We start from the raw sequence: 22122 nt of genomic DNA on the forward strand, positions 1-22122 counted from the left end.
ATGAGTCAGAGCACAAACCCCGACGTGGATGCTTCGGATGATATCAACATTAATGAACTTATAAAGCCTTATACGCGCCGCTGGCCCTGGTTTTTGCTTTCTGTACTTCTGATGGTTCTGGTGACTTATATTTACCTGAAAATCACCGAGCCTTCTTACCAAATTGAATCCACCGTTCTTATAAAAGATGCCAAAAAATCTCCCAGCAGTGGGCTAGGTGCGCTCTCGGACCTGTCGGCGTTCGGTAATATGGCAACTAACAGCATTGAAAACGAAATTGAAGTTTTCAAATCCAAAAAGCTTCTGAAAGATGCATTGTCGCGTTTAGGTTTGCAAACTACGCTTTACGCTGAAAAAAACTTCCGCAAAACTGAATTGTATGGTGAAACCGCGCCAATAATCATTCAGGTAATTAACGAAAAACAGTACGAAGAGCCGGTAAAAAATCCTGTCGAAATTACTTTGGAAGGTGACAAAATTACCCTTACTTCGCCGGAAATTTCTGCACCGATTGTTACCACTTTTAACAGGACAATCAGCTTGCCATATGCCAATATTTTAATTCGGAAAAATATGGCTGCAGAGCCGTCAAAAATTAAAGATTTAGGTAAAATGTTTTTCACCTATGAAACTTTGGAAGCGGCGGTAAACAGGTTTCAGGAAAATATGGTGGTTGACTTGGTGGACAAAGATGCGACTGTCATCGGTTTATCAATGAAATATCCGGTAAAGGAAAAAGCGAAAAATCTGCTCAATAAGCTGATAGAATCTTATAATAACGATGCGACAAACGATAAAAATTCTGAGTCTAAAAAAACAAAGGATTTTATCGATGACCGTATCGCGATCATCGCGAATGAATTAGGCGACGTTGAGTCTCAGAAAGAAAACTTCAAACGTGCGAATAACATTACTGATATTTCCACCGAAGCTTCTTTAAACCTGGAAACTTCCGCAAAAGGCCGTCAAAAACTTTTAGAAGCTGAAACGGAATTAAGTCTGACTAACGATCTGATTTCTTATATGTCGAGATTGGGAAGTAACCAAACTTTGCCATCAAGCGTCGGCTTGAGCAACCCAACGGCTTCTGTGAACATTAATGCTTATAACCAGTTGATTTTAGAGCGCAACAGTCTTTTGGAAAACGCTACGCCGCAAAACCCGGTGATTGGTGATCTCACGAAGCAAATTAATAATCTGCGCGCTTCTGTAATGGACGCTTTGGTGAAATCGCGCACAGGATTGCAAACTTCCATTAATGAAATTCAGGCGGAGCAGAATTCCATTTCCGCGAAGATTTCGAAAGTACCGGCGCAGGAAAAAATGTTCCGGAGTATTGAAAGACAGCAGCAAATAAAGGAAAATCTCTATTTAATTCTTTTAGAAAAAAGGGAAGAAACAGCCATAAATTTAGCAATGACTGCGCCTAAAGCCCGGGTTCTGGACGCGGCGTATGCTTCTGAAAAACCGGTTGCTCCGAAAAAAATGCTGATTTTAGGTGGTGCAGTAGCACTTGGTCTTTTACTTCCGTTCGCATTTATTTATGTAAAAGAACTTTTGGATAATAAGATCCGCTCGAAACACGACCTTGAAAAACTTTCTTCAACGCCTGTGGTGGGTGAATTGCCACGCGTTTTAAAAGGCCAGAGCGAAATTGTACAATTGAACGATCTTTCACCGATGTCGGAAGCTTTCAGAATTCTTATTACCAATATGAATTTTATGCTGCCGAAAAAAGAAAAGGGAAAAGTGGTTTTTGTTACTTCCACCATTAAAGGTGAAGGTAAAACTTTCACATCTGTAAACCTGGCGCTGACACTTGCATCGTCGCGAAATAAAGTGGTGATTATTGGTGCAGATATCCGGAATCCACAGCTTCAAAGGTATAACCCAGAAAGAAAAGGATTGGACGGCTTAACCGAATTTCTTTACAATCCCGACGAAAAGATAGAGGACATCATCCACGTTTCTACCTTCAATCCGCATTTGGATATAATTTATTCCGGAAGTATTCCGCCAAATCCGACTGAATTATTATCGAACGGCCGTTACGAAGATCTTGTTGATCAGCTGAAACCTCACTACGATTACATTATTATCGACACCGCGCCGTTGATGCTTGTTACTGATACCTTACTTTCAGCTGATATGGCTGATGCGACCATTTATGTCACCCGTTCAGGCTTTACCGAAAAGCCACTGATTGATTTCGCCAATAAGCAAGTTGCCACTAAAAAAATCAAAAACGTTGGTTTTGTTTTAAATGACGTTGATAAAAACCATTTCGGCTACGGCAACAAGTACGGTTATGGTTACCAGGCGGAAGAAAAGGGATTTTTTGACCGCTTAAAGAGCAAATTTTAAGAAATTTCTTAAAGTTTTCTTTATCATTTTAGTTTTAATTTTTTTTCTTTGTCAAGGGAAATCGCTGCGAATTATGAAACCAACGCTTATCAATTTACCAAAAATAGTGGATCCACGCGGGAATCTTTCATTTTTCGAGAATAGCCATCAGATACCGTTTGAAATTAAGCGTACTTATTGGATTTATGACGTTCCCGGCGGTGAAAAAAGAGGAAGCCACGCGTTTAAAGAACAGCAGGAATTTATTGTCGCTCTGTCTGGAAGTTTTGATGTGGTGATTAATGACGGAAATGAAGAGCAGTGTTTTACACTGAACCGTTCGTATCACGGTTTGTATATACCACGAATGTACTGGCGAACTTTACAAAATTTTTCTACCAATTCTTTGGCGCTCATTGTTTCCGACAAATCATATTCTGAGTATGATTACATCCGGAATTTTGATGATTTTAAAAGGTTGAAATATGAAAAATAAATCTGTTTTTGACTGTTCTGTCGTTCATTTAGGAAAAATAAATTTTGCGGAGGGTAATTTAACTGTGGTAGAGAATTCTTCGGATTTCCCGTTTGAAGTGCAACGCGTTTTTTATTTATATGATATTGCGGGTGGTGAAAGCCGCGGCTCGCACGCACATGCGGAATGTCACCAGTTTTTAATTGCCGCTTCCGGAAGCTTTGAAGTTTCACTGGACGATGGTAAGTTTAAAAGGCAGGTTTTTTTAAACCGCCCGGATTTTGGTCTTCATATTCCGCCTGGTATCTGGGCTTCCGAACTTAATTTTTCCTCCGGTGCAATTTGTTTGGTTTTAGCCTCCACAACTTTTGATGAAGCGGATTATATCCGTGATTATGAAACATTTTTAAAAAATATTAATGAGTAAAATCCATCCATTGGCTGAAGTACAGTCCTCATCCGTTGGTGAAGGTACTTATGTCTGGCAATTTTCAGTTATTTTAAAAGAGGCAGTTATTGGCGCGAATTGCAACATTAATTGTCATGTTTTTATTGAAAATGATGTGGTGATCGGCAATAATGTCACGGTTAAACCTGGCGTTCAAATTTGGGACGGCTTAAGGATTGAAGACAATGTTTTCATCGGACCCAATGTAACTTTTACCAACGATCATTTCCCGCGTTCTAAGCAATATCAGGAGAATGTTTTACAGACAAATATTAAAAAAGGTGCAAGTATTGGCGCGAATTCCACAATTTTAGGTGGTATTACAATTGGCGAAGACTCATTAATTGGTGCCGGAAGTGTCGTGACGAAAGACGTTCCTGCAAACGAATTGTGGCTGGGCAATCCTGCACGTAAAGTAAAAAATATTATTGATGATAAAATTTCTTGATTTACAGGCGATAAATCTTGTTCACCAAAAGGAAATTGAAGATAAACTACTGGAAGTTTTCCGAAGCGGCTGGTATCTTTTGGGAAATGAAGTCAAGATTTTCGAGGCTAAACTGGCAAATTTTATCGGAACTTCACACGCGATAGGCGTGGCCAACGGCTTGGATGCTTTGAGGCTCATTCTTCGCGCTTATATCGAAAACGGTGTGATGCAAAAAGGGGACGAAATTATCGTGCCGGCAAACACCTACATCGCATCCATATTGGCGATTTCCGATAATGGCTTGGTTCCGGTTTTGGTTGAGCCATCGCCCGAAACTTTCAATATCGATGTTTCTGAGATCGAGAAGAAAATTACCCCGAAAACTCGCGGAATTTTAATAGTTCATCTTTACGGTAGAGCCATCTGGTCTGAGGAATTACAAAAAATTGCCGCAAACAACGGCTTAAAAATAATTGAAGACAACGCCCAGGCCATCGGTGCGAGCTGGAACAGCATTAAAACCGGAAATCTTGGCGATGCGGCTGCCTTCAGTTTTTACCCTGGAAAAAATTTAGGTGCTTTGGGTGACGCTGGAGCTGTTACAACCAACGATGAAAGTCTTGCGGATACCATTCGTGCTGTTGCTAATTACGGTTCCAAAGAAAAATACGTTAATCTTTATCAAGGTTTGAATTCCCGTTTGGATGAAATTCAAGCCGCAGTTCTTTCCGTAAAAATTGAATATATCGACGCGGAAAATGGGCGGCGCCGTGAAATTGCAGAGAAATATCTGGCCGGAATAAAAAACCCGAAGCTGGTATTACCGGAAAATCCCTCGGATAAAAACGAACACGTTTGGCATCTTTTCGTGATCCAAACTACGGAACGGGAAAAACTTCAGAAATATCTTCTCGAAAAAGGTGTTCAAACGTTGATCCATTATCCTATACCGCCACACCAGCAGGCGGCCTACAGTGATTGGAACGAATTATCTTTTCCCATTACGGAAAAAATTCACCAAGAAGTTTTAAGCCTGCCGATTTCACCTGTTTTAACCGATGAGGAAGTTGAAAGTGTAGTTGCTGCGCTCAATGATTTTTAAATGATTAAAAAAGCTAAGAATCTGCTACAAACCGACCTGGTAAAAGTTTTCTCATTAACAGGTTTATCTACGGTAATTAAGCTTTTAACAAGTTATATTACTGTGAAAGTGGTGGCAGCTTTGGTTGGTCCGGGCGGCATCGCACTGATCGGGCAACTCCAAAATTGTACGGCAATTTTTACCACATTTGGTTCAGGAGGCATCAATAATGGTGTCATCCGCTATGTTTCAGAGCATAAAACTGATGAATCTTCATTCAAAAAATACGTGCAGAGTGGCTTAAAAATAACCATTTATTTGTCGCTTTTTTCAGGTTTTTTACTGGTTTTTCTCAGCTCATATCTCAGCCAGTGGATTTTGCTAGATGCGCAATACTATTACGTTTTCATTTTTCTGGGCATCAGTCTGCTTTTTTTGTCTTTAAACAATTTTTTACTTTCGATACTCAATGGTTTACAGGAGTTTCGAAAGTTTGTCATCATAAATATTATCACCAGTATAATCGGTCTCTTACTGACGGTTTTTTTGGTCATTAATTTCAAACTAGAAGGTGCACTGATCGCGACCGTCACTTATCAAAGCGTTGTTTTTTTTGGAACAATTCTTTTTTTAAAAAAAATTGAGTGGTTCAGCAAAGCCTTTTTGTGGGGTAAAATGAATCGTGAAATTGTAAGAAAATATTTTTCGTATTCGTTGATGGCGGTGGTTTCGGCGGCTACCGTTCCTGTTTCACAGCTTTTGGTTCGCGGTCATTTAATACAGAAATTTACTGTAGAAAATGCGGGCTTTTGGGAGGGCATGAACCGTATTTCCGGTTTATATTTAATGTTATTTACGACATCGTTCAGTGTTTATTACCTTCCGAAATTATCTGAAATAAAGACCCAAAATTTATTACGCAAAGAAATTTTGACGACTTACAAAATCATAACACCCATAATTATTGGCAGCTTATTAGGCATTTTTTTGCTAAAAGATTTGGTAATAAATATACTTTTTACCAGTGAATTTTACCCGATGAAAAATTTATTTTTTTGGCAGTTATTGGGCGATTTTTTTAAAATTATGAGCTGGATTCTTGCTTTTCTAATGGTTGCAAAATCGATGACTAAAATGTACATTATAACGGAAATTTTATTTTCGCTTCTTTTAGTTGGCTTGTCCTATTATTTTATCGATAAAAACGGCGTAATTGGGGCGACGCAATCTTACTGTTTAAATTATTTTATTTATTTTGTGGTGATGGTTATCATTTTTAGAAAACTATTATTTAAACCTCATTTAAAATCAGCTGCTTTATGAGAATTATCATTCCACTTGTCGGAACATTTGGGAAAGCGGGTGGCTGGCGTGTAATTTCCGAACTTGCGAACCATTGGATTGATGCAGGTCATGAAGTGGTTTTCTTTTCGCATATTAAATCTGAAGGACCTTACTTTCCAACCAAAGCGAAAACTTTTTATTTTGATAATTCAGGAAAACTGTTTGATAGCTTTAATGCAATTCATCCGAAAAATTTTTTAGGACCTTTCGGAATTCGCAGAACTTTAAGAAAAATTTTGGATAATGAAAAGGCGGATGTGGTTTTGGCAACGCACTGTTTAACCGCGCAACCTGTGAAATATTCCACCATCAAGGCCAAAAAATTTTATTATGTGCAGGCCTATGAACCGGAATATTATTATAAAAACGACATTAAAAGCCGAGTATATAAGCAGATCAGCATTAATTCCTACCATTTAGGTCTGGACATCATCGTGAATGCGCCAATGTATCTAAATTACAAAGATATTAAAGCCGATAAGTTTGTTTTTCCGGGCGTAGATTTCAGTATTTTTAAGCCGGAAGAAAAGAAAAAAAATGGTAAAATAATTTTGGGAACCATCGGCAGGCTTGAAGCATACAAAGGAACTTCCTATGTGGTGGACGCTTTCAGATTACTGCGACAGGAATTAGGCGAAAAAGTAGAACTTCATATCGCTTTCGGTGATGAATCGCTGAAGAACGAAGATGGAGTGGTCTTGATAGTACCACAAGGCGACCGTGAATTGGCTGAATATTATAACAGTCTTTCGATGTATATCTGCGGCGGACTGGTCCAGCTGGACGCTGTGCATTATCCGGTAATCGAATCGATGGCGTGTAAAATTCCAGTGATTACAACCGGTTATTTGCCATCCAGTGACGAAAATTCCTGGAAAGTTCCTATTAAAAATACAGACGCAATTAAAGCAAAAGTGTATGAAATTCTTGAAGATGGCGTAGCGGCAAATAAGAAAGTGGAGCGCGCATTTCTTGATGTACAGCAGTTTGAAAACAAAACTGTTGCTGAGAAAATGTTAAACTATTTCCAGGATTAAATGGTTATAAGTATAGTTTTCGGTTTTATTTTACTCGCGTTTATCGCGATATTCCAACCGGTTGCTAAATTTGAAAAATACGTGGTTATTTTTTTCGGCCTTGTAATGGCACTTTTTGCGGGTTTTCGGGAAGACAGCTATGATTATATCATCTACGAACTGCTTTACGAAAATTATGAGGAAGTGAGCGTGGAACCGTCCTTTAAAGCCATTTCTTATCTCGTTTCCCATCTTACGGACAACATCCGGTATCTCTTTCTAATCTTCGCCTTTTTGGGCGTTGCTGTAAAGCTTACAGCGATCTCTACTTTAAGCAAATTTGTTTTACTGTCGCTCGCGGTGTACGCCAGCAATTTTTATCTGTTGCACGAAATGACGCAGATTCGTGCAGGCGTGGCGGCTGGATTTTTACTCCTTTCCATAAAACCTAATGTAGAGCGCGATCTAAGGAAGTTCTTAATTTTTGCGGTGCTGGGTTTCCTTTTCCATTATTCTGCCATTCTTATTCTTCCGCTGTGGTTTTTGCCGAAAAAAATTAATGTCAGAGTTCTCGCACTATCAATTTTATTTGGTTATGCATCCTATTTTATAGGTTTAGATTTTGTGAAAATTATCCCAATCCCGGGTATTCAGGAAAAAATAGAAATTTATATGAGTATGCAGGAAGTGAATGATGATAAAATTAACGTATTCGGGTATTTATACCTACTGCGTATTGCTGTTTTTTATGTTTTGCTTTTCAATTATAAAAAATTGGCGCAGAAAAGCGAATATTTTCCGCTGCTTATCACTATCTACGCCATATCGCTCACGCTTTTTACGGTTTTCGGCAGCATTCCGGCTTTTTCCAGCCGTCTTAGCGAACTTTTCGGTGTGGTAGAAATTATTCTGATTCCGCTTTTGGCCTACCTTTTCAGACTCCGCATTTTAGGCCGGTTAGCGGTCGTTTTGGTCGCGCTCGTATTTTTACTCATCAACCTTTATTACGTTGAATTAATTATCGACTAATGATTGCCGCAGTTACCGTTCTATATAATCCGAAAGTGGATGTTTTGGAAAATCTCAAAAGTTATTTGCACAAGGTTGATAAGGTTTTCCTTGTAGATAATTCGGACACGTCCAACCAGGAAATGTTTTCGGAATTGAAAAATCCGGCACAAATCGAATATATTTCCAACCATGAAAATTTAGGCATTGCCACCGCTTTAAATACTGGTTGCAAAGCTGCGCTAAAAGACGGTTTTAAATGGGTCTTGACGATGGATCAGGACAGCAAAATCATGGAACTTCCGGAAGCTTTTCGCCATAAACTCGATGAAAAGAACAAAACTGCTTTATATTACCCAACTTATATCATTAATGGCGAACCGTACAAATATCACATCTGCGAAAACGGGAAACCGCTCGTGGTGATGACTTCCGGCAACTTTATCGATTTAGAAGCTTTTTCTGTCGTCGGTGGTTTTGATGATAAACTGTTCATCGATTATGTAGACTTTGATTATTGTTTAAAACTGAAAAATTACGGCTTTGAGCTCGAAAAAATTGAAGGATATAAAATCGCACATGAACTTGGGAAATCAACCGTAATGCAGAACTTTTTATTTAAAGTTTTATTGACAAATCATCCGGTTTTGCGCCGGTATTACATTACGCGGAACAAACTTTATATGCTTAAGAAGTATAAAAATGTCACTGCATTTTATGACAAAGAAAAATTTACCCTGCTGAAGGAAATTGCTAAAATTATCCTTTTTGAACAAGGGAAGTTTCAAAAGCTCAATGCCATGTACACAGCGTATCAGGATTTTAAAATGAATAATTTCGGTAAAAAGCAATGAAAAATTCAGTGTGTATCGCGACTTATAATGGTGAAAAATATATCCGCGAACAAATTGCGTCGATTTTACCTCAGCTTCAGGCAGGTGATGAAATCATTATTTCTGATGACCATTCCACCGACCAAACTTTGGAAATCATAAAATCTTTTAAAGACAACCGGTTAAAAATTGTTTTTAATGAAACTGAAAAAGGTTATACCAATAATTTCGAAAACGCCATAAAACACGCGTCGGGCGATTTTATTTACCTTTCCGACCAGGATGACGTTTGGCTTCCAAATAAAGTTGCGGTTTATTCGCAGGAGTTTCAGAACTATGATTTTCTCGCCAGCAATGCAAAAATCGTCGGTGAAAACTTAGAAAGTACTGATAATCAAACCTATTTTGATCTGCGTGGAACAAGCAGTGGGTTTTTAAGTGATTTAATAAAAGCAAAAAGTTTGGGTTGCTGCATGGCTTTTAACCGAAAAGTTTTGACGAAAATTTTGCCTTTCCCGAAAAATAAAGACCTTTGTCCTCACGACCTTTGGATTTTGCTGATGTCAGAGTTTTACTTTAAGTCAAAAATCATAAAAGAACCTTTAATTTTATACCGAAGACATGAGCAAACTGCTTCTACGGGCGGAAAACATACCAACAACACCCTGCTTTTTATGCTGAAATTCAGATTGTATGCGCTCTTCCAAGTTTTAACCAGAATGTAAAAATATGCTTGAAAATTACGGTTTTTTTGGTTCTTTTAGGATGTTCATCAATTTAGTGCGAACAAAGCTTACTTTTAAAGACGCACGAATAATACGCTTTCCCATTGATATCCGCGGAAAAAAATTCATTCAGATTTCCAAAGGTTTTACCACGGGCGTTGGCTGCAGAATTGAAGCTTATCCGCGAAATAAGGAAAAAACCTTGTTTATCGGCGAAAATTTTCAGATGAATGATTACGTACACATCACCGCCACGCAAAAAGTAATAATCGGAAAAAATGTGCTTTTGGCAAGCAAAATTTATATTTCAGATTCTTCTCACGGCAATTATGCCGGCGACGAAAAGGACAGTAGCCCGAATTCCGCTCCAATGGAAAGAGTGGTGGTTACCAAACCGGTAACTATCGAAGATAATGTCTGGCTTGGCGAGTTTGTTTCGGTGCTGCCCGGTGTCACCATTGGAAAAGGAAGCATCATCGGTGCAAATTCTGTGGTTTCCAAAAGCATTCCACCTTATGTCATCGCGGTAGGTTCGCCGGCAAAAGCCATTAAAAAATATAATTTCCAGTCCCAAAGATGGGAGAAAATTTAATTATGAAAAATATACTCATTACCGGCGGTGCGGGTTTTATAGGCTCAAATTTAGCTTTGAAATTACTTTCGAAAGGTTATCACGTTACCGTTTTAGACAACCTTTCGCCGCAAATCCACGGTGAAAATCCTATGGAAAATTCACCACTTTTTCTCAGCATCAAAGATTACGTAAAATTCATTCATGGAACCGTAACTAGCGTCGATGATTGGAAACAAGCCCTTGAAGGACAGGATGCCATCGTGCATTACGCCGCAGAAACCGGCACCGGACAATCAATGTATGAAGTGCAAAAATATGTGGATGTCAACATCACCGGAACTTCATTAATGCTGGATTTTTTGGTGAATGGCGATTACCAAATTCAGAAAGTGATCGTTGCATCTTCACGTTCTATTTATGGTGAAGGAAAATATCTCAGCAAGGAATGGGGAGCAGTTTACCCTAAACACCGACTTTCGGAGGATATGGATCAGGGAAACTTTGAACCCACTTTTCCAAATTCCTCGGCACTCGAAGTTGCCGCCACGGACGAAAATTCAAAAATTCATCCGTCTTCCGTTTATGGAATTACGAAACAGAATCAGGAACAAATGGTGCTTACGGTTTGTCCAACCATCGGTATTGCGGGTGTCGCCTTCCGATACCAAAATGTTTACGGACCGGGGCAATCGTTAAAAAATCCGTACACCGGAATTCTTTCTATTTTCTCAACGCAAATAAAAAACGGGAATCCCATCACCATTTTTGAAGACGGAAAAGAAAGCCGTGATTTTGTTTTCATTGACGATGTGGTAGATGCTACAATTTTAGGTTTAGAAAAAAATGAGGCAAATAACGAGGTATTTAATGTTGGAACCGGCATAGCGACGGATGTGATGACCGTGGCAAAGGAACTTTCTAAAAATTATGGTGTGGAAGTTCCACTTAATATTTCGGGAAATTACCGTTTGGGCGATATCCGCCACAATTTTGCTGATCTTACTAAGATTAAAACTGTGCTGGGTTTTGAGCCGAAAGTCAGCTTTGAACAAGGTCTGAAAAAGTTCACAGCCTGGGTAAATACGCAGGAAATCCAGAAAGATCAATTCGGGAAATCCATCGAAGAAATGAAATCCAAAGGTTTGTTTAAATAAAGCCTTTTACCAAAGAAACAGCCTGTGCTACTAAAAGAAAAAATATCCGGAAAAAAAGTACTTTTTTTCTCTGTGCAAACTTTTAACATCGAAAAGGAGATCAAAAATAAGCTCGAGGAAAATGGTGCGCTCGTCACTTATTTTGATGAAAGACCTTCGAACAGCAATTTTGCGAAAGGCATTATCCGCTTAAAGCGCGGCGTTTATCAGAAAAAAATTGACCGTTATTACGACCAAATTTTAAAAAATTTAGAAAAAGTAAAATTTGATTTTTTGTTTGTGAACCGCGGCGAAGTGATTACTGCAGGCTTTCTTCAAAAATTTAAAAAGCAGCAGCCGCAGTGCGAGATGATTTTCTTCACCTGGGATTCTTTCACAAATCACGCGCATCCTACCACGATTCTAAAATATTTTGACAAAAGATTTACTTTCGATTTGGAAGATGCGGAAAAATATCAAATCGGTTTCAGACCGCTGTTCTATCTCGACCCGTACAAAGAAATCCGCGGAAAGAATACCGGAAGTTTCGACTTTGATTTGCTGTTTTTGGGTACGGCGCATTCCGACCGGTATTTGATAAGTTCGCGCATAAAGGAGTGGTGCAGCAAAAATAATTTGAAAATGTTCACCTATTATTACATGCACAGCAAGGCGGTTTTTCTGTTTCAGAAAATTTTCGATAAAAGCTTCAAAAAATTTGATTATAAAAAATTAAGCTTTAAAAGCCTGAAAACCGCGGAAATTATTACGCTTTATAAGAATTCAAAGGTAATTCTGGACATCAATCATCCAGGGCAAAAGGGTCTAACGATGCGAACTTTTGAAGCCATTGGCGCGGGTAAAAAAATGATAACCACCAACGCCGAAATCAAAAAATACCCCTTTTATTCGCCGAAAATTTTCCACGTTATTGACAGAAATGCGATTCATCTCAGTAAAGAATTTTTTGCTGAAGATGCGCCGGCTCTTTCAGAGGAGATGTATTGCCGGTGTTCCATTGAAGGTTGGCTCAGTGACTTGTTTTTGAAATCGGAAAGTAATGACTGGAAAACCCTGATGACGCAAGAATGAAAAATATATTTATCACCGGAAAAGAGGGTTTCGTTGGAAAAAATCTGGCTTCATACCTCTCGGAAAACCAATTTTGTGTAAAGCGAATTTCGCTCCGAAATTCCTGGGAATATCCTGACTCTTCAGATGCAGTCATTCATCTGGCGGGAATCGCGCATGATCTGGCTAAAACTGCGGACGATGAAATTTATTTTAAAATTAATCGCGATTTAACCATTCAACTTTTCAATGAGTTTTTGAAATCATCAACTAAGGATTTTTTCTATTTCAGCTCCGTGAAAGCTGCCGCCGATAGCGTTGAAGGTCATTTAGATGAAAATTTCGCTGCAAATCCTGCGACTCCTTATGGTAAATCAAAGCGTGCAGCTGAAGAATACTTGCTTGCTCAAACATTGCCGGAAGGCAAGCGGGTATTTATTATTCGCCCCTGTATGATTCACGGGCCTGGAAATAAGGGTAACTTGAACTTGCTCTATAAAATTGTAAAAAAGGGAATTCCCTGGCCGCTGGCAGCGTTTGAAAACCAAAGGTCATTTTTAAGCATCGACAATCTGAATTTTTTAATTATAAAGATGATCCAAAATGCGGATATTCCCTCGGGAATTTATAATTTCGCGGATGATCAAAATTTATCAACAACAGAGGTGGTGAAAATTATCGGAGATTCAAGTGGAAGGGGCGTGAAACTATGGGAAATCCATGCGTCTTTAATTAAAAATTTGGCCAAAATAGGCGATATTTTTTCTTTGCCGCTAAATTCTGAGCGTCTGGAAAAACTGACCGAAAATTATATTGTTTCTAATCAAAAAATAAAAAATGCCCTGCAGATTGATCACCTGCCGGTAACTGCAGAACAAGGTTTACGGAAAACCATCAAAAGTTTTCAAAAATAATGGAGTACCTCATAGTCACCGGGATTTTATTCGTGCTGTTGCAGCTTTATTTCAGGATCGCAACCCGGTTTAATATCATCGATCAACCCAATCATCGGACCTCACATTTTTACACCACGGTTCGTGGGGGTGGAATTATTTTTCCCATTGCATATCTTCTTTTTATTGGCGCTGAAATGTATTTAAGTCCCGAAACCATGCAGCAAGGCAAAGGTGAACCCAATTTCTTTATTTTTGGTGCCGGATTTTTAATCCTAACCATGCTAAGCTTTGTCGATGATTTAACAGATCTTTCCACAAAAACACGTTTGCTTTTTCATATAATTTCGGTATCGCTGCTGCTGTACTTTTTAAATGGATTTTCCCTGTTGCCTGTTCTTGCAATTCCGTTCGTATATATATTGTTTATCGGCATCTTAAACGCCTATAATTTCATGGACGGCATTAACGGAATTTCCGGCATCTACAGCTTTTTCCTGCTCACTTCATTGTGGTACGTCAATCAGCAGATTATACCTTTCGTAGTTGAGGATTTTATTGTTTATCCCACATTAGCGTGTTTGGTTTTTCTATTTTTTAATTTCAGAAAAAGAGCAAAATGCTTCCTCGGTGACGTCGGAAGTATAGGTCTCGCATTCTGGATTATCTCATTAATTTCTTTGCTCATCATCAAAACCGGTGATTTTAAATGGCTGCTTTTCCTTAGCCTATATGGTGTTGATACGGTGATGACGATTATTGAAAGGATCCGCCGCAAAGAAAATATCCTGGAAGCTCATCGTCGGCATTTGTACCAACTTTTTGTTAATGAAAAGAAGCAATCACATTTAGCAATTAGCTTGCTTTATGGCTTCATTCAGCTGTCGATGAATATTTTCGTAATATTATCACCACTGCCAAACTGGATTATTTATATAGTTATATTGGTGCCAACCACAGTGCTTTATATTTTTATAAAGCTAAATATTTTGAAGAAAGTCCGTAACCACGAAGCTTGATGAAAATAAAAAATACACCATTACAGGATTGCTATATCATTGAACCCACCATTTTTAACGATGAAAGAGGATATTTTTTCGAAAAATATAATGAGAAGAGGTTCAAGGATTTAACCGGTTTAAACGGGCATTTCGTTCAGGATAATATTTCCAGATCTACCTACGGCGTTTTACGCGGATTGCATTTACAAAAAGGTGAACACGCACAGGCAAAACTTGTTTCGTGCTTGGAAGGCGCCGTTTGGGATGTTGCTGTAGATTTACGCCAGAATTCACCAACCTTCGGTAAATGGTTTGGCGTAGAACTTTCCGCGGAAAATAAATTGCAGTTTTACGTTCCGCGAGGTTTCGGGCATGGTTTTTCGGTCATTTCCGAAACAGCAGTTTTTGCCTACAAATGCGACAATTATTACAATAAAGAATCAGAAGGTGGTGTAATTTACAGCGATGAAGAATTGAATATCGACTGGAAATTACCTCAGGCAGATATCGTGCTTTCAGACAAAGATAAAATTCAACCTATCTTTGCAGCGCGAAATTTTTAGAATTACAATTATGAAAAATATAATTATTACCGGTGGCGCCGGCTTTATTGGATCTCACGTCGTGCGTGAATTTGTGAAAAATCACCCCGAAACACGCATTATAAATTTGGACGCGTTAACCTACGCCGGAAATCTGGAGAATTTAAAAGACATCGAAAACGAACCCAATTACGTTTTCGAAAAAGCCGACATCACCAATGTTGAGGAATTACGCAGTGTTTTCGAGAAATATAATCCCGACGCAATCGTGCATTTAGCGGCTGAAAGTCACGTGGATCGAAGCATTACAGACCCGAACGCTTTTATCAATACCAATGTAATCGGCACCGCGAACTTATTGAATTTAGCCCGCGAATTCTGGACTTTAAATCCCGATCATCAACACGGAAATTTCCCTGATGAAACGCGAAAAAATTTATTCTATCACGTCTCAACTGATGAGGTTTACGGAAGTTTAGGTGAAACCGGCTTTTTCCTGGAAACTACCGCGTATGATCCCCAATCACCATATTCTGCGAGCAAAGCAGCTTCCGACCATTTGGTGCGCGCGTATGGTAACACGTATGGAATGCCTTTCATTTTGTCAAACTGTTCAAATAACTACGGACCGAATCATTTCCCGGAAAAATTAATTCCGCTTTGTATTTCAAATATCATCAATGAAAAGCCGCTTCCAATCTACGGTGACGGAAAATACACGCGCGACTGGCTCTACGTAATCGATCACGCCAAAGCAATTCATCAGATATTTTATGAAGCAAAAACCGGTGAGACCTATAACATCGGTGGTTTTAATGAATGGCAGAACATTGATTTGGTGAAAGAACTCATCAAGCAAATGGATGAAAAACTTGGCAAACCAGCCGGATATTCTGAAAAATTGATCACTTACGTGAAAGACCGTCCGGGACATGACAAGCGTTACGCCATTGATGCTACGAAATTAAACCGCGATTTGGGCTGGAAACCCAGCGTAACCTTTGAACAGGGATTAGGAAAAACCATCGATTGGTTCCTCGAAAACAAAGAATGGCTGGACCATGTGACCAGCGGAGATTACCAGAAATATTACGAAAAGCAATACAACTAATATGAAAGGAATTATTCTTGCTGGCGGCTCAGGTACACGCCTTTATCCTTTAACCATCGCAGTAAGCAAGCAACTGATGCCGGTTTACGACAAACCGATGATTTATTATCCGCTTTCTACCTTACTTTTGGCGGGAATTAAAGATATTTTAATCATTACGACACCACACGATCAGGAAGGTTTTATCAAACTTTTGGGCGACGGTTCTTCCATTGGCTGTACTATTCAGTATAAAGTTCAGCCAAGTCCGGACGGGCTGGCGCAGGCCTTTATTTTGGGTGAAGAATTTATTGGTGATGATTCTGTGGCATTAGTGCTTGGCGATAATATTTTTTATGGAACCGGTTTGGCTCAGCTGCTGGAAAGCAAAGCTGCAGTAAAAGGTGGTTGCGTTTTTGCTTATCAGGTTTCTGATCCCGAAAGATATGGTGTGGTGGAGTTTGATGAAAATCTAAAAGCGATTTCTATTGAAGAAAAACCCGAAAATCCAAAATCAAATTTTGCCGTTCCAGGACTGTATTTTTACGATAATTCAGTGGTGGAATATGCTAAAAATTTAAAACCTTCGGTACGCGGAGAACTCGAAATTACCGATATAAACCGCATTTATCTTGAGAAAGGTGAGCTCGAAGTCGGCGTCATGTCGCGCGGAACAGCCTGGCTCGACACCGGAACTTTCGATTCTCTGCACGAAGCCTCGGAATTTGTCAAGGTTCTGGAAAAAAGACAGGGTTTTAAAATTTCCTGCATCGAGGAAATCGCTTATAAAAAAGGCTTTATCGACAAAGAACATCTGTTGGAATCCGCCAAAAAATATGGTAAAAGCGGGTACGGCGATTATCTGAAAAAGCTGGTTGAATAAAAATTAGAAAATTAAAAAAAAGCATCTTTTAGGTGCTTTTTTTAGTTTAAAACTTTCTGCTTAATAAGTCGTGCAGTAACTTTTGAGCATTAAACCAAACAATTTTAAAGTACCGAATTTGTGGTGCTAAACCTGGTATTAATTTTTAACCAAAGTGCTATTGATGCTTTAAATTATATTTTTAAAAAATTCCGAACTAAAACACCTGATTTTTTCAAAATTTAAAAAACAGCATGATTTATCTGAATAATTTTTCGCTTTTATATCCTTATCTTTGCGCCCAATAAATTTTATAATGCGCACAAAATCAGTCGGAAAAAAGAAAATAAATATTGTAACCTTAGGATGTTCCAAGAACGTCTATGACTCTGAAGTCCTCATGGGTCAGCTTCAGGCAAACGGAAAGGAAGTCGTTCACGAAGATAAAGGTGATATTGTGGTCATCAACACTTGTGGATTTATCGATAATGCGAAAGAAGAAAGCATCAATACCATTTTAGAATTTGTAGAAGCTAAAAACCGCGGTGAAGTAGAAAAAGTTTTCGTAACCGGATGTCTTTCCGAACGTTATAAGCCGGATTTGGTGCGCGAAATTCCCGATGTGGACCAATATTTCGGTACTCGCGATTTACCTCTTTTGCTAAAACAGCTCGGCGCAGATTATAAACACGAATTGGTGGGCGAACGCATGACAACCACACCAAAACATTACGCATATCTGAAGATTGCGGAAGGTTGCGACCGACCGTGCAGCTTTTGTGCGATTCCTTTAATGCGTGGTAAAAATATTTCAACACCAATTGAAAATCTCGTCATTGAAGCTGAAAAACTGGCAAAAAAAGGCGTTAAAGAACTTATTTTAATCGCGCAGGATCTGACATATTATGGTTTGGATATTTATAAAAAACGTGCGCTTGGCGATTTGCTTCTACGTCTCGTAAAAGTGGACGGAATCGAATGGATTCGTCTGCATTACGCTTTTCCCTCAGGCTTTCCGGAAGACGTGCTGGAAATCATTAAAAATGAACCAAAGGTTTGTAATTATATTGATATCCCGTTGCAGCACATCAATTCGGACATTTTGAAAGACATGAAACGCGGCACAACCAATGAAAAAACCAATGCTTTACTCGCGAAATTCCGCGAAAAAGTTCCCGATATGGCGATCCGCACCACGCTGATCGTTGGTTTTCCAGGCGAAACTAGAGAAAAATTCGAGGAAATGAGAGAGTGGGTGCGTGAGCAGAGATTCGACCGTTTGGGCTGTTTCACTTATTCGCACGAAGAAAATACCACTGCATACGTTTTAGAAGACAATGTGCCTCAGGAAGAAAAAGAGGCCCGCGTGGAAGAAATTATGGAGCTACAGTCGCAGATTTCCTGGGAAAAAAATCAGGAAAAAATCGGCAAAATTTTCCGTTGTATTTTCGACCGTAAAGAAGGAAATTATTTCGTTGGCCGGACCGAATTTGATTCGCCGGATGTAGATAATACCGTTTTGGTTTCTGCAAAAAATACCTATTTATCACTCGGAGAATTTGCGGATGTGAAAATTACAGCCGCCGAAGAATTCGATTTATACGGCGAACTCGTTTAAAAATTAGCAGTTAAAACGGCATTTTTTACCGATTTAGCAAAGACAAATTATATAAAAACACCACTGGAAATTCCGGTGGTGTTTTTTATGCTTAAAATGCTGGAAGTCAGCATTAAATCTGTGTTTTTCGGTAGGTGCTATGCAGTGTTTAGTTAATAATATTAACATTTAGACCCTGATTTTAACACAATTTAAGAATCTGTGGGAAATCGCGATACAACGGCGTTCGCGGGTATCGTTAACAAATAATTAACAATTCTTTAACGCAGTTTAACACTTGAATAGTTGCGTAATTCAATTTCGGAATAAATTTGCAGAGTCAAAACCAATAAAAATAATTCAAAATGATAAAAAGAGGAATACTCCTGATCATCATGATGATTTCAACATTTGGTATTTATTCTTTCACCAAGTTTAATGCCAATGATGCCAAAACAAGTTTTGCATCGTTCTACCATGATAAGTTTAACGGTAGAAAAACAGCCAGCGGAGAAATTTTCAATAACCGAAAACTTACCGCAGCGCACCGCACGCTTCCTTTCGGAACACTTGTAGAAGTAACCAACCTGAGAACCGGCAAAAGTGTCGAAGTTAGAATTAACGACCGTGGACCTTTCCATTCATCCCGCTCGTTAGATCTTTCAAAAGCAGCGTTTGATTCCATAGGAAATACCGCCCGCGGTACAATGCCTGTAGAATATGAAATTATCAGTTACGATTTATAATCGAAATTGTAGAAATAGAAAGCCGCCTGGTATTGTACCGGACGGCTTTTTTTTGGTGTTTTATTTTTCGGGCGACTTTTCCGCCCTCCGTTCCCGCTTCCGCCACGGCGGAGAGCTCCACTCAGGTCGGGTCGCGGTGTACGCCATTTAGCAAAAATTTGCCGTTAAAACAGCTAATTTTTTGCTTTTAGCTAGTTCAAGCAAAGACGAGATCAAATCAGAAAAATATGCCGTTAAAGCAGCTAATTTTTTAAGAAAATTCCACCATTACAGGACAGTGGTCAGAATGCATCGCCTCTTTTAAAATAACTGCACGCGAAAGTCTTTCGCCCAAAGTGGTGGACACAAAATTATAGTCCAAACGCCAGCCTTTGTTCCGCGCCCGCGAATTCTGGCGATAACTCCACCACGAATAATGGTCCGGCTCGTCATTATAATGCCGGAAACTGTCGATCAGTTCACATTCATCAATAAATTGCGTGAGCCATTCTCTTTCCATCGGTAAAAATCCCGAAACGTTTTTCAAACCAACCGGATTGTGAATGTCGATTTCTTTGTGGCAGATATTGAAATCGCCGCAAATCACCAGATTCGGCAGCGTTTTTTTTAGGTCTTTAATATAATTCAGAAAATCAAAACAGAACTGCATTTTAAAATCCAGCCGCTCGATATTTGAAGCTGACGGGACATATACGGAAATCACGGAAAATTCCTCGAAATCAGCCCGAATAATTCTACCTTCAGAATCATAATGTTCAATTCCGCAGCCGTATTCAACATGTTTTGGTTTCACCTTTGACGCGATTCCAACACCGGAATAACCTTTGCGCTGCGCGCTGTGCCAGTAGCTGTAATAACCCACTTTTTCCAGGCTTTCAATATCAATCTGGTCGTTACCGGCTTTACTTTCTTGAATGCAGATGACGTCCGGATCTGCCATTTGCAGCCAGCCCAAAAAATCTTTGGTAAAGGCGGCCCGAATTCCGTTGACGTTATAAGAGATGATTCTCATCAGATTTTTAATTTTTGCAAAAATACAATATGTTTATGGTTTGGTAAAAACGGCTTTTTAGGCAAAAAAAAGCGGGAAAAATCAAAGATTTTTCCCGCCTCGGAACCCAAACTAAATAAACTATGAAAAACTATTTGGGCTCCATTACGCAAATCGGTATGATGCACTCTTCCAGAGAAATGCCGCCGTGCTGATAGGTTTCTTTATAATAATTTACAAAATGGTTGTAATTTTTCGGGTAAGCCAAAAAAGTGTTGTTTTTCGCGAAAATATATTTCGAACTGAGATTTCCTTTTGGTAGAAAAAGTTTTTCCGGGTTTGAAATTGCCCAGACATCATTTTTCTCGTAGGTTAAACTTCGTCCGGTTTTATAGCGGATGTTGGTAGAAGTTTCTCGGTCGCCAACAACTTTGCTCGGTTTTTTCACGTAAATCGTTCCGTGGTCGGTGGTTAAAATCAGTTTGAAACCGCTTTCTGCAGCTGTTTTAATGATTTTCAGCAATGAAGAATTTTCAAACCAATTGTACGTCAGCGAACGGAAGGTTTTATCATCTCGAATTAATTGATTGACAATGACATTATCGGTTTTTGCGTGCGATAAAATATCGATGAAATTGTACACAATAACGATCAAATCGTTGTTTTTATGCTGATTGAAATCTTCCAGAATTTTCTTTTCGAAATCTGAATTTAGGATTTTCAGGTATTTCATGCTTTTTCCGGATAAGCCCAATCTTTTCATCTGATCTTCCAGAAAGTCGCGCTCGTGCTCATTTTTATTTCCTTCTTCGTTGTCATTAAACCAAAATTCCGGGAATCTTTTTTCAATTTCAGAAGGCATTAAGCCGGCGAAAAAGGAATTCCGCGCGTATTGCGTGGCGGTAGGCAAGATGCTGTAATAATAATCTTCCGAGGTTTTTTGGTAAAATTTAGTAAAAAGAGGCTCAATAACTTTCCACTGGTCGTAACGCAAATTGTCTACCATCAGCAAAAGCACTTTTTCTTTTTCCATTTCCGGTTTCACCTTGTCTTTAAATAAAGTGTGGCTCATCATCGGTTTGTCGGAAGAGTGCAGCCAGTCTTCGTAATTATTTTCAATGAATTTAGAAAACTGAATATTGGCTTCTTCTTTTTGAGATTGCAGAAGATCCGAAAATTCACTGTCGAAAACTTTATCGAATTTTATTTCCCAGTTCAGAATTTTCTTATAATATTCTGCCCATTCCTGGTAGGTTTTCAGGTAAGAAAGCTCCATGGATAGATTGCGGAATTCCTGCTGATATTCCAATATCGTTTTCTGTTCCACCAAAGTTTCTTCCTGAAGATTTTTTTTCAAAGACAATAAAACCTGATTGGGATTGACGGGTTTCAGAATATAATCAGCGATTTGTGAACCAATCGCCTGTTCCATAATCAGTTCCTCTTCATTTTTGGTCACCATCACAATTTTTATGGCCGAGTCGATGTTTTTAATCATCGGGATGGCTTCCAAACCGGAAATTCCGGGCATATTTTCATCCAAAAGCGCGAGCTGAAAATTTTCTTTTTCAATCATTTCCAGCGCTTCGTTTACGTTATTTACAGGCGAAATTTGGTAGCCTTTGTTTTCTAAAAATACAATATGAGGTTTTAGTAAATCTACTTCATCATCAATCCAAATAAGTTTTGACATACATTTTTTTGTTTATTAATTTAAAGGAAACCGCGTAAGTCACTTATTTAAAGCAATTCGCTTTGGTCTCGCCGTCAAAAATACAACCATAAAATGCCAACTTTTCTTTAAAACCACGTTAAACTTGCGTTAATTTTTTTAAAAAATTCCGGCCTTTTAGCGGCTTTTTTTTGATTTTTATTAATGATGACTTTATCTTTTATTAAAGCCATTAGTTAAAAGCTTC

Annotated in this window: 22 protein-coding genes; 20 read left to right on the forward strand and 2 right to left on the reverse strand. The window is 38.8% G+C overall.

Annotated features, from left to right (window positions below; genetic code table 11):
• The 20 genes from OA84_RS04815 (at position 1) to OA84_RS04910 (ending at position 19212) form a co-directional block, all read left to right on the forward strand.
• Positions 1-2364, forward strand: a complete 2364-nt coding sequence (locus OA84_RS04815; RefSeq protein ID WP_039343230.1) for a GumC family protein — start codon at positions 1-3, stop codon at positions 2362-2364.
• A 73-nt stretch (positions 2365-2437) separates the two neighbouring features.
• Positions 2438-2839 carry a sugar 3,4-ketoisomerase gene (locus OA84_RS04820; protein ID WP_039343258.1) on the forward strand — a complete coding sequence of 134 codons (402 nt, stop codon included), beginning with the start codon at positions 2438-2440 and terminating at the stop codon, positions 2837-2839.
• Positions 2829-3245: a sugar 3,4-ketoisomerase gene (locus tag OA84_RS04825; RefSeq protein ID WP_039343260.1), complete on the forward strand. Its 417-nt coding sequence runs from the start codon at positions 2829-2831 to the stop codon at positions 3243-3245. Before OA84_RS04820 ends, OA84_RS04825 begins: the two co-directional genes overlap by 11 nt.
• Positions 3238-3714, forward strand: coding sequence for an acyltransferase (locus OA84_RS04830; protein ID WP_039343262.1), 477 nt, complete (start codon positions 3238-3240; stop codon positions 3712-3714). The genes OA84_RS04825 and OA84_RS04830 overlap by 8 nt, the downstream gene beginning before the upstream one ends.
• Positions 3698-4798, forward strand: a complete 1101-nt coding sequence (locus OA84_RS04835) for a DegT/DnrJ/EryC1/StrS family aminotransferase (RefSeq protein ID WP_084060853.1) — start codon at positions 3698-3700, stop codon at positions 4796-4798. The genes OA84_RS04830 and OA84_RS04835 overlap by 17 nt, the downstream gene beginning before the upstream one ends.
• Complete coding sequence (locus OA84_RS04840; RefSeq protein ID WP_039343264.1) at positions 4799-6100, forward strand: O-antigen translocase; 1302 nt, start codon at positions 4799-4801, stop codon at positions 6098-6100.
• The gene (locus OA84_RS04845) at positions 6097-7158 is read left to right on the forward strand and encodes a glycosyltransferase family 4 protein (protein ID WP_039343265.1); all 1062 of its coding nucleotides are present in this window, start codon (positions 6097-6099) and stop codon (positions 7156-7158) included. The genes OA84_RS04840 and OA84_RS04845 overlap by 4 nt, the downstream gene beginning before the upstream one ends.
• Positions 7159-8166 carry an EpsG family protein gene (locus tag OA84_RS04850; RefSeq protein WP_039343266.1) on the forward strand — a complete coding sequence of 336 codons (1008 nt, stop codon included), beginning with the start codon at positions 7159-7161 and terminating at the stop codon, positions 8164-8166.
• Positions 8166-8999 (forward strand): glycosyltransferase family 2 protein, encoded by an 834-nt coding sequence (locus tag OA84_RS04855; protein ID WP_039343268.1) that lies wholly within the window; start codon positions 8166-8168, stop codon positions 8997-8999. Before OA84_RS04850 ends, OA84_RS04855 begins: the two co-directional genes overlap by 1 nt.
• A complete protein-coding gene (locus OA84_RS04860; protein ID WP_039343271.1) occupies positions 8996-9703 on the forward strand; it encodes a glycosyltransferase in 708 nt (235 codons plus the stop codon). Before OA84_RS04855 ends, OA84_RS04860 begins: the two co-directional genes overlap by 4 nt.
• A 4-nt stretch (positions 9704-9707) precedes the next feature.
• On the forward strand, positions 9708-10295 hold the full coding sequence (locus OA84_RS04865; protein WP_039343274.1) for a DapH/DapD/GlmU-related protein: 588 nt from the start codon (positions 9708-9710) through the stop codon (positions 10293-10295).
• 2 nt (positions 10296-10297) lie between these two features.
• Positions 10298-11431 (forward strand): NAD-dependent epimerase/dehydratase family protein, encoded by a 1134-nt coding sequence (locus tag OA84_RS04870; RefSeq protein ID WP_039345706.1) that lies wholly within the window; start codon positions 10298-10300, stop codon positions 11429-11431.
• 72 nt (positions 11432-11503) lie between these two features.
• Entirely contained in the window at positions 11504-12502 is a 999-nt protein-coding gene (locus OA84_RS04875; RefSeq protein ID WP_221399749.1) for a CgeB family protein, read from the forward strand.
• A complete protein-coding gene (locus OA84_RS04880) occupies positions 12499-13395 on the forward strand; it encodes an NAD-dependent epimerase/dehydratase family protein (RefSeq protein WP_039343279.1) in 897 nt (298 codons plus the stop codon). Before OA84_RS04875 ends, OA84_RS04880 begins: the two co-directional genes overlap by 4 nt.
• Positions 13395-14393, forward strand: coding sequence for an MraY family glycosyltransferase (locus tag OA84_RS04885; protein WP_039343283.1), 999 nt, complete (start codon positions 13395-13397; stop codon positions 14391-14393). The genes OA84_RS04880 and OA84_RS04885 overlap by 1 nt, the downstream gene beginning before the upstream one ends.
• Positions 14393-14938 (forward strand): dTDP-4-dehydrorhamnose 3,5-epimerase, encoded by a 546-nt coding sequence (gene rfbC / locus OA84_RS04890; protein WP_039343285.1) that lies wholly within the window; start codon positions 14393-14395, stop codon positions 14936-14938. Before OA84_RS04885 ends, rfbC begins: the two co-directional genes overlap by 1 nt.
• 10 nt (positions 14939-14948) lie before the next feature.
• Complete coding sequence (gene rfbB, locus OA84_RS04895) at positions 14949-16028, forward strand: dTDP-glucose 4,6-dehydratase (protein ID WP_039343287.1); 1080 nt, start codon at positions 14949-14951, stop codon at positions 16026-16028.
• A 1-nt stretch (position 16029) separates the two neighbouring features.
• Positions 16030-16890: a glucose-1-phosphate thymidylyltransferase RfbA gene (rfbA, locus tag OA84_RS04900; protein WP_039343290.1), complete on the forward strand. Its 861-nt coding sequence runs from the start codon at positions 16030-16032 to the stop codon at positions 16888-16890.
• 295 nt (positions 16891-17185) lie between these two features.
• Positions 17186-18487: a 30S ribosomal protein S12 methylthiotransferase RimO gene (rimO, locus tag OA84_RS04905; RefSeq protein ID WP_039343292.1), complete on the forward strand. Its 1302-nt coding sequence runs from the start codon at positions 17186-17188 to the stop codon at positions 18485-18487.
• A 344-nt stretch (positions 18488-18831) separates the two neighbouring features.
• Positions 18832-19212 carry a septal ring lytic transglycosylase RlpA family protein gene (locus OA84_RS04910; RefSeq protein WP_039343294.1) on the forward strand — a complete coding sequence of 127 codons (381 nt, stop codon included), beginning with the start codon at positions 18832-18834 and terminating at the stop codon, positions 19210-19212.
• Positions 19213-19462: 250 nt separating this feature from the next.
• Here the strand turns inward: OA84_RS04910 and OA84_RS04915 are convergent, their stop codons facing one another.
• Positions 19463-20224 carry an exodeoxyribonuclease III gene (locus OA84_RS04915; RefSeq protein ID WP_039343297.1) on the reverse strand — a complete coding sequence of 254 codons (762 nt, stop codon included), beginning with the start codon at positions 20222-20224 and terminating at the stop codon, positions 19463-19465.
• A 130-nt stretch (positions 20225-20354) separates the two neighbouring features.
• On the reverse strand, positions 20355-21896 hold the full coding sequence (gene porX / locus OA84_RS04920; protein WP_039343299.1) for a T9SS response regulator signal transducer PorX: 1542 nt from the start codon (positions 21894-21896) through the stop codon (positions 20355-20357).
• Positions 21897-22122 lie beyond the last annotated feature (226 nt).

This window comes from Kaistella solincola, from assembly GCF_000812875.1.
Lineage (GTDB): Bacteria > Bacteroidota > Bacteroidia > Flavobacteriales > Weeksellaceae > Kaistella > Kaistella solincola.

Excerpts from the sequence above, each read along its gene's own strand:
- OA84_RS04815 (WP_039343230.1), top strand. The coding sequence starts at position 1 with ATGAGTCAGAGCACAAACCCCGACGTGGATGCTTCGGATGATATCAAC.
- OA84_RS04820 (WP_039343258.1), top strand. The coding sequence starts at position 2,438 with ATGAAACCAACGCTTATCAATTTACCAAAAATAGTGGATCCACGCGGG.
- OA84_RS04825 (WP_039343260.1), top strand. The coding sequence starts at position 2,829 with ATGAAAAATAAATCTGTTTTTGACTGTTCTGTCGTTCATTTAGGAAAA.
- OA84_RS04830 (WP_039343262.1), top strand. The coding sequence starts at position 3,238 with ATGAGTAAAATCCATCCATTGGCTGAAGTACAGTCCTCATCCGTTGGT.
- OA84_RS04835 (WP_084060853.1), top strand. The coding sequence starts at position 3,698 with ATGATAAAATTTCTTGATTTACAGGCGATAAATCTTGTTCACCAAAAG.
- OA84_RS04840 (WP_039343264.1), top strand. The coding sequence starts at position 4,799 with ATGATTAAAAAAGCTAAGAATCTGCTACAAACCGACCTGGTAAAAGTT.
- OA84_RS04845 (WP_039343265.1), top strand. The coding sequence starts at position 6,097 with ATGAGAATTATCATTCCACTTGTCGGAACATTTGGGAAAGCGGGTGGC.
- OA84_RS04850 (WP_039343266.1), top strand. The coding sequence starts at position 7,159 with ATGGTTATAAGTATAGTTTTCGGTTTTATTTTACTCGCGTTTATCGCG.
- OA84_RS04855 (WP_039343268.1), top strand. The coding sequence starts at position 8,166 with ATGATTGCCGCAGTTACCGTTCTATATAATCCGAAAGTGGATGTTTTG.
- OA84_RS04860 (WP_039343271.1), top strand. The coding sequence starts at position 8,996 with ATGAAAAATTCAGTGTGTATCGCGACTTATAATGGTGAAAAATATATC.
- OA84_RS04865 (WP_039343274.1), top strand. The coding sequence starts at position 9,708 with ATGCTTGAAAATTACGGTTTTTTTGGTTCTTTTAGGATGTTCATCAAT.
- OA84_RS04870 (WP_039345706.1), top strand. The coding sequence starts at position 10,298 with ATGAAAAATATACTCATTACCGGCGGTGCGGGTTTTATAGGCTCAAAT.
- OA84_RS04880 (WP_039343279.1), top strand. The coding sequence starts at position 12,499 with ATGAAAAATATATTTATCACCGGAAAAGAGGGTTTCGTTGGAAAAAAT.
- OA84_RS04885 (WP_039343283.1), top strand. The coding sequence starts at position 13,395 with ATGGAGTACCTCATAGTCACCGGGATTTTATTCGTGCTGTTGCAGCTT.
- rfbC (WP_039343285.1), top strand. The coding sequence starts at position 14,393 with ATGAAAATAAAAAATACACCATTACAGGATTGCTATATCATTGAACCC.
- rfbB (WP_039343287.1), top strand. The coding sequence starts at position 14,949 with ATGAAAAATATAATTATTACCGGTGGCGCCGGCTTTATTGGATCTCAC.
- rfbA (WP_039343290.1), top strand. The coding sequence starts at position 16,030 with ATGAAAGGAATTATTCTTGCTGGCGGCTCAGGTACACGCCTTTATCCT.
- rimO (WP_039343292.1), top strand. The coding sequence starts at position 17,186 with ATGCGCACAAAATCAGTCGGAAAAAAGAAAATAAATATTGTAACCTTA.
- OA84_RS04910 (WP_039343294.1), top strand. The coding sequence starts at position 18,832 with ATGATAAAAAGAGGAATACTCCTGATCATCATGATGATTTCAACATTT.
- OA84_RS04915 (WP_039343297.1), bottom strand. The coding sequence starts at position 20,224 with ATGAGAATCATCTCTTATAACGTCAACGGAATTCGGGCCGCCTTTACC.
- porX (WP_039343299.1), bottom strand. The coding sequence starts at position 21,896 with ATGTCAAAACTTATTTGGATTGATGATGAAGTAGATTTACTAAAACCT.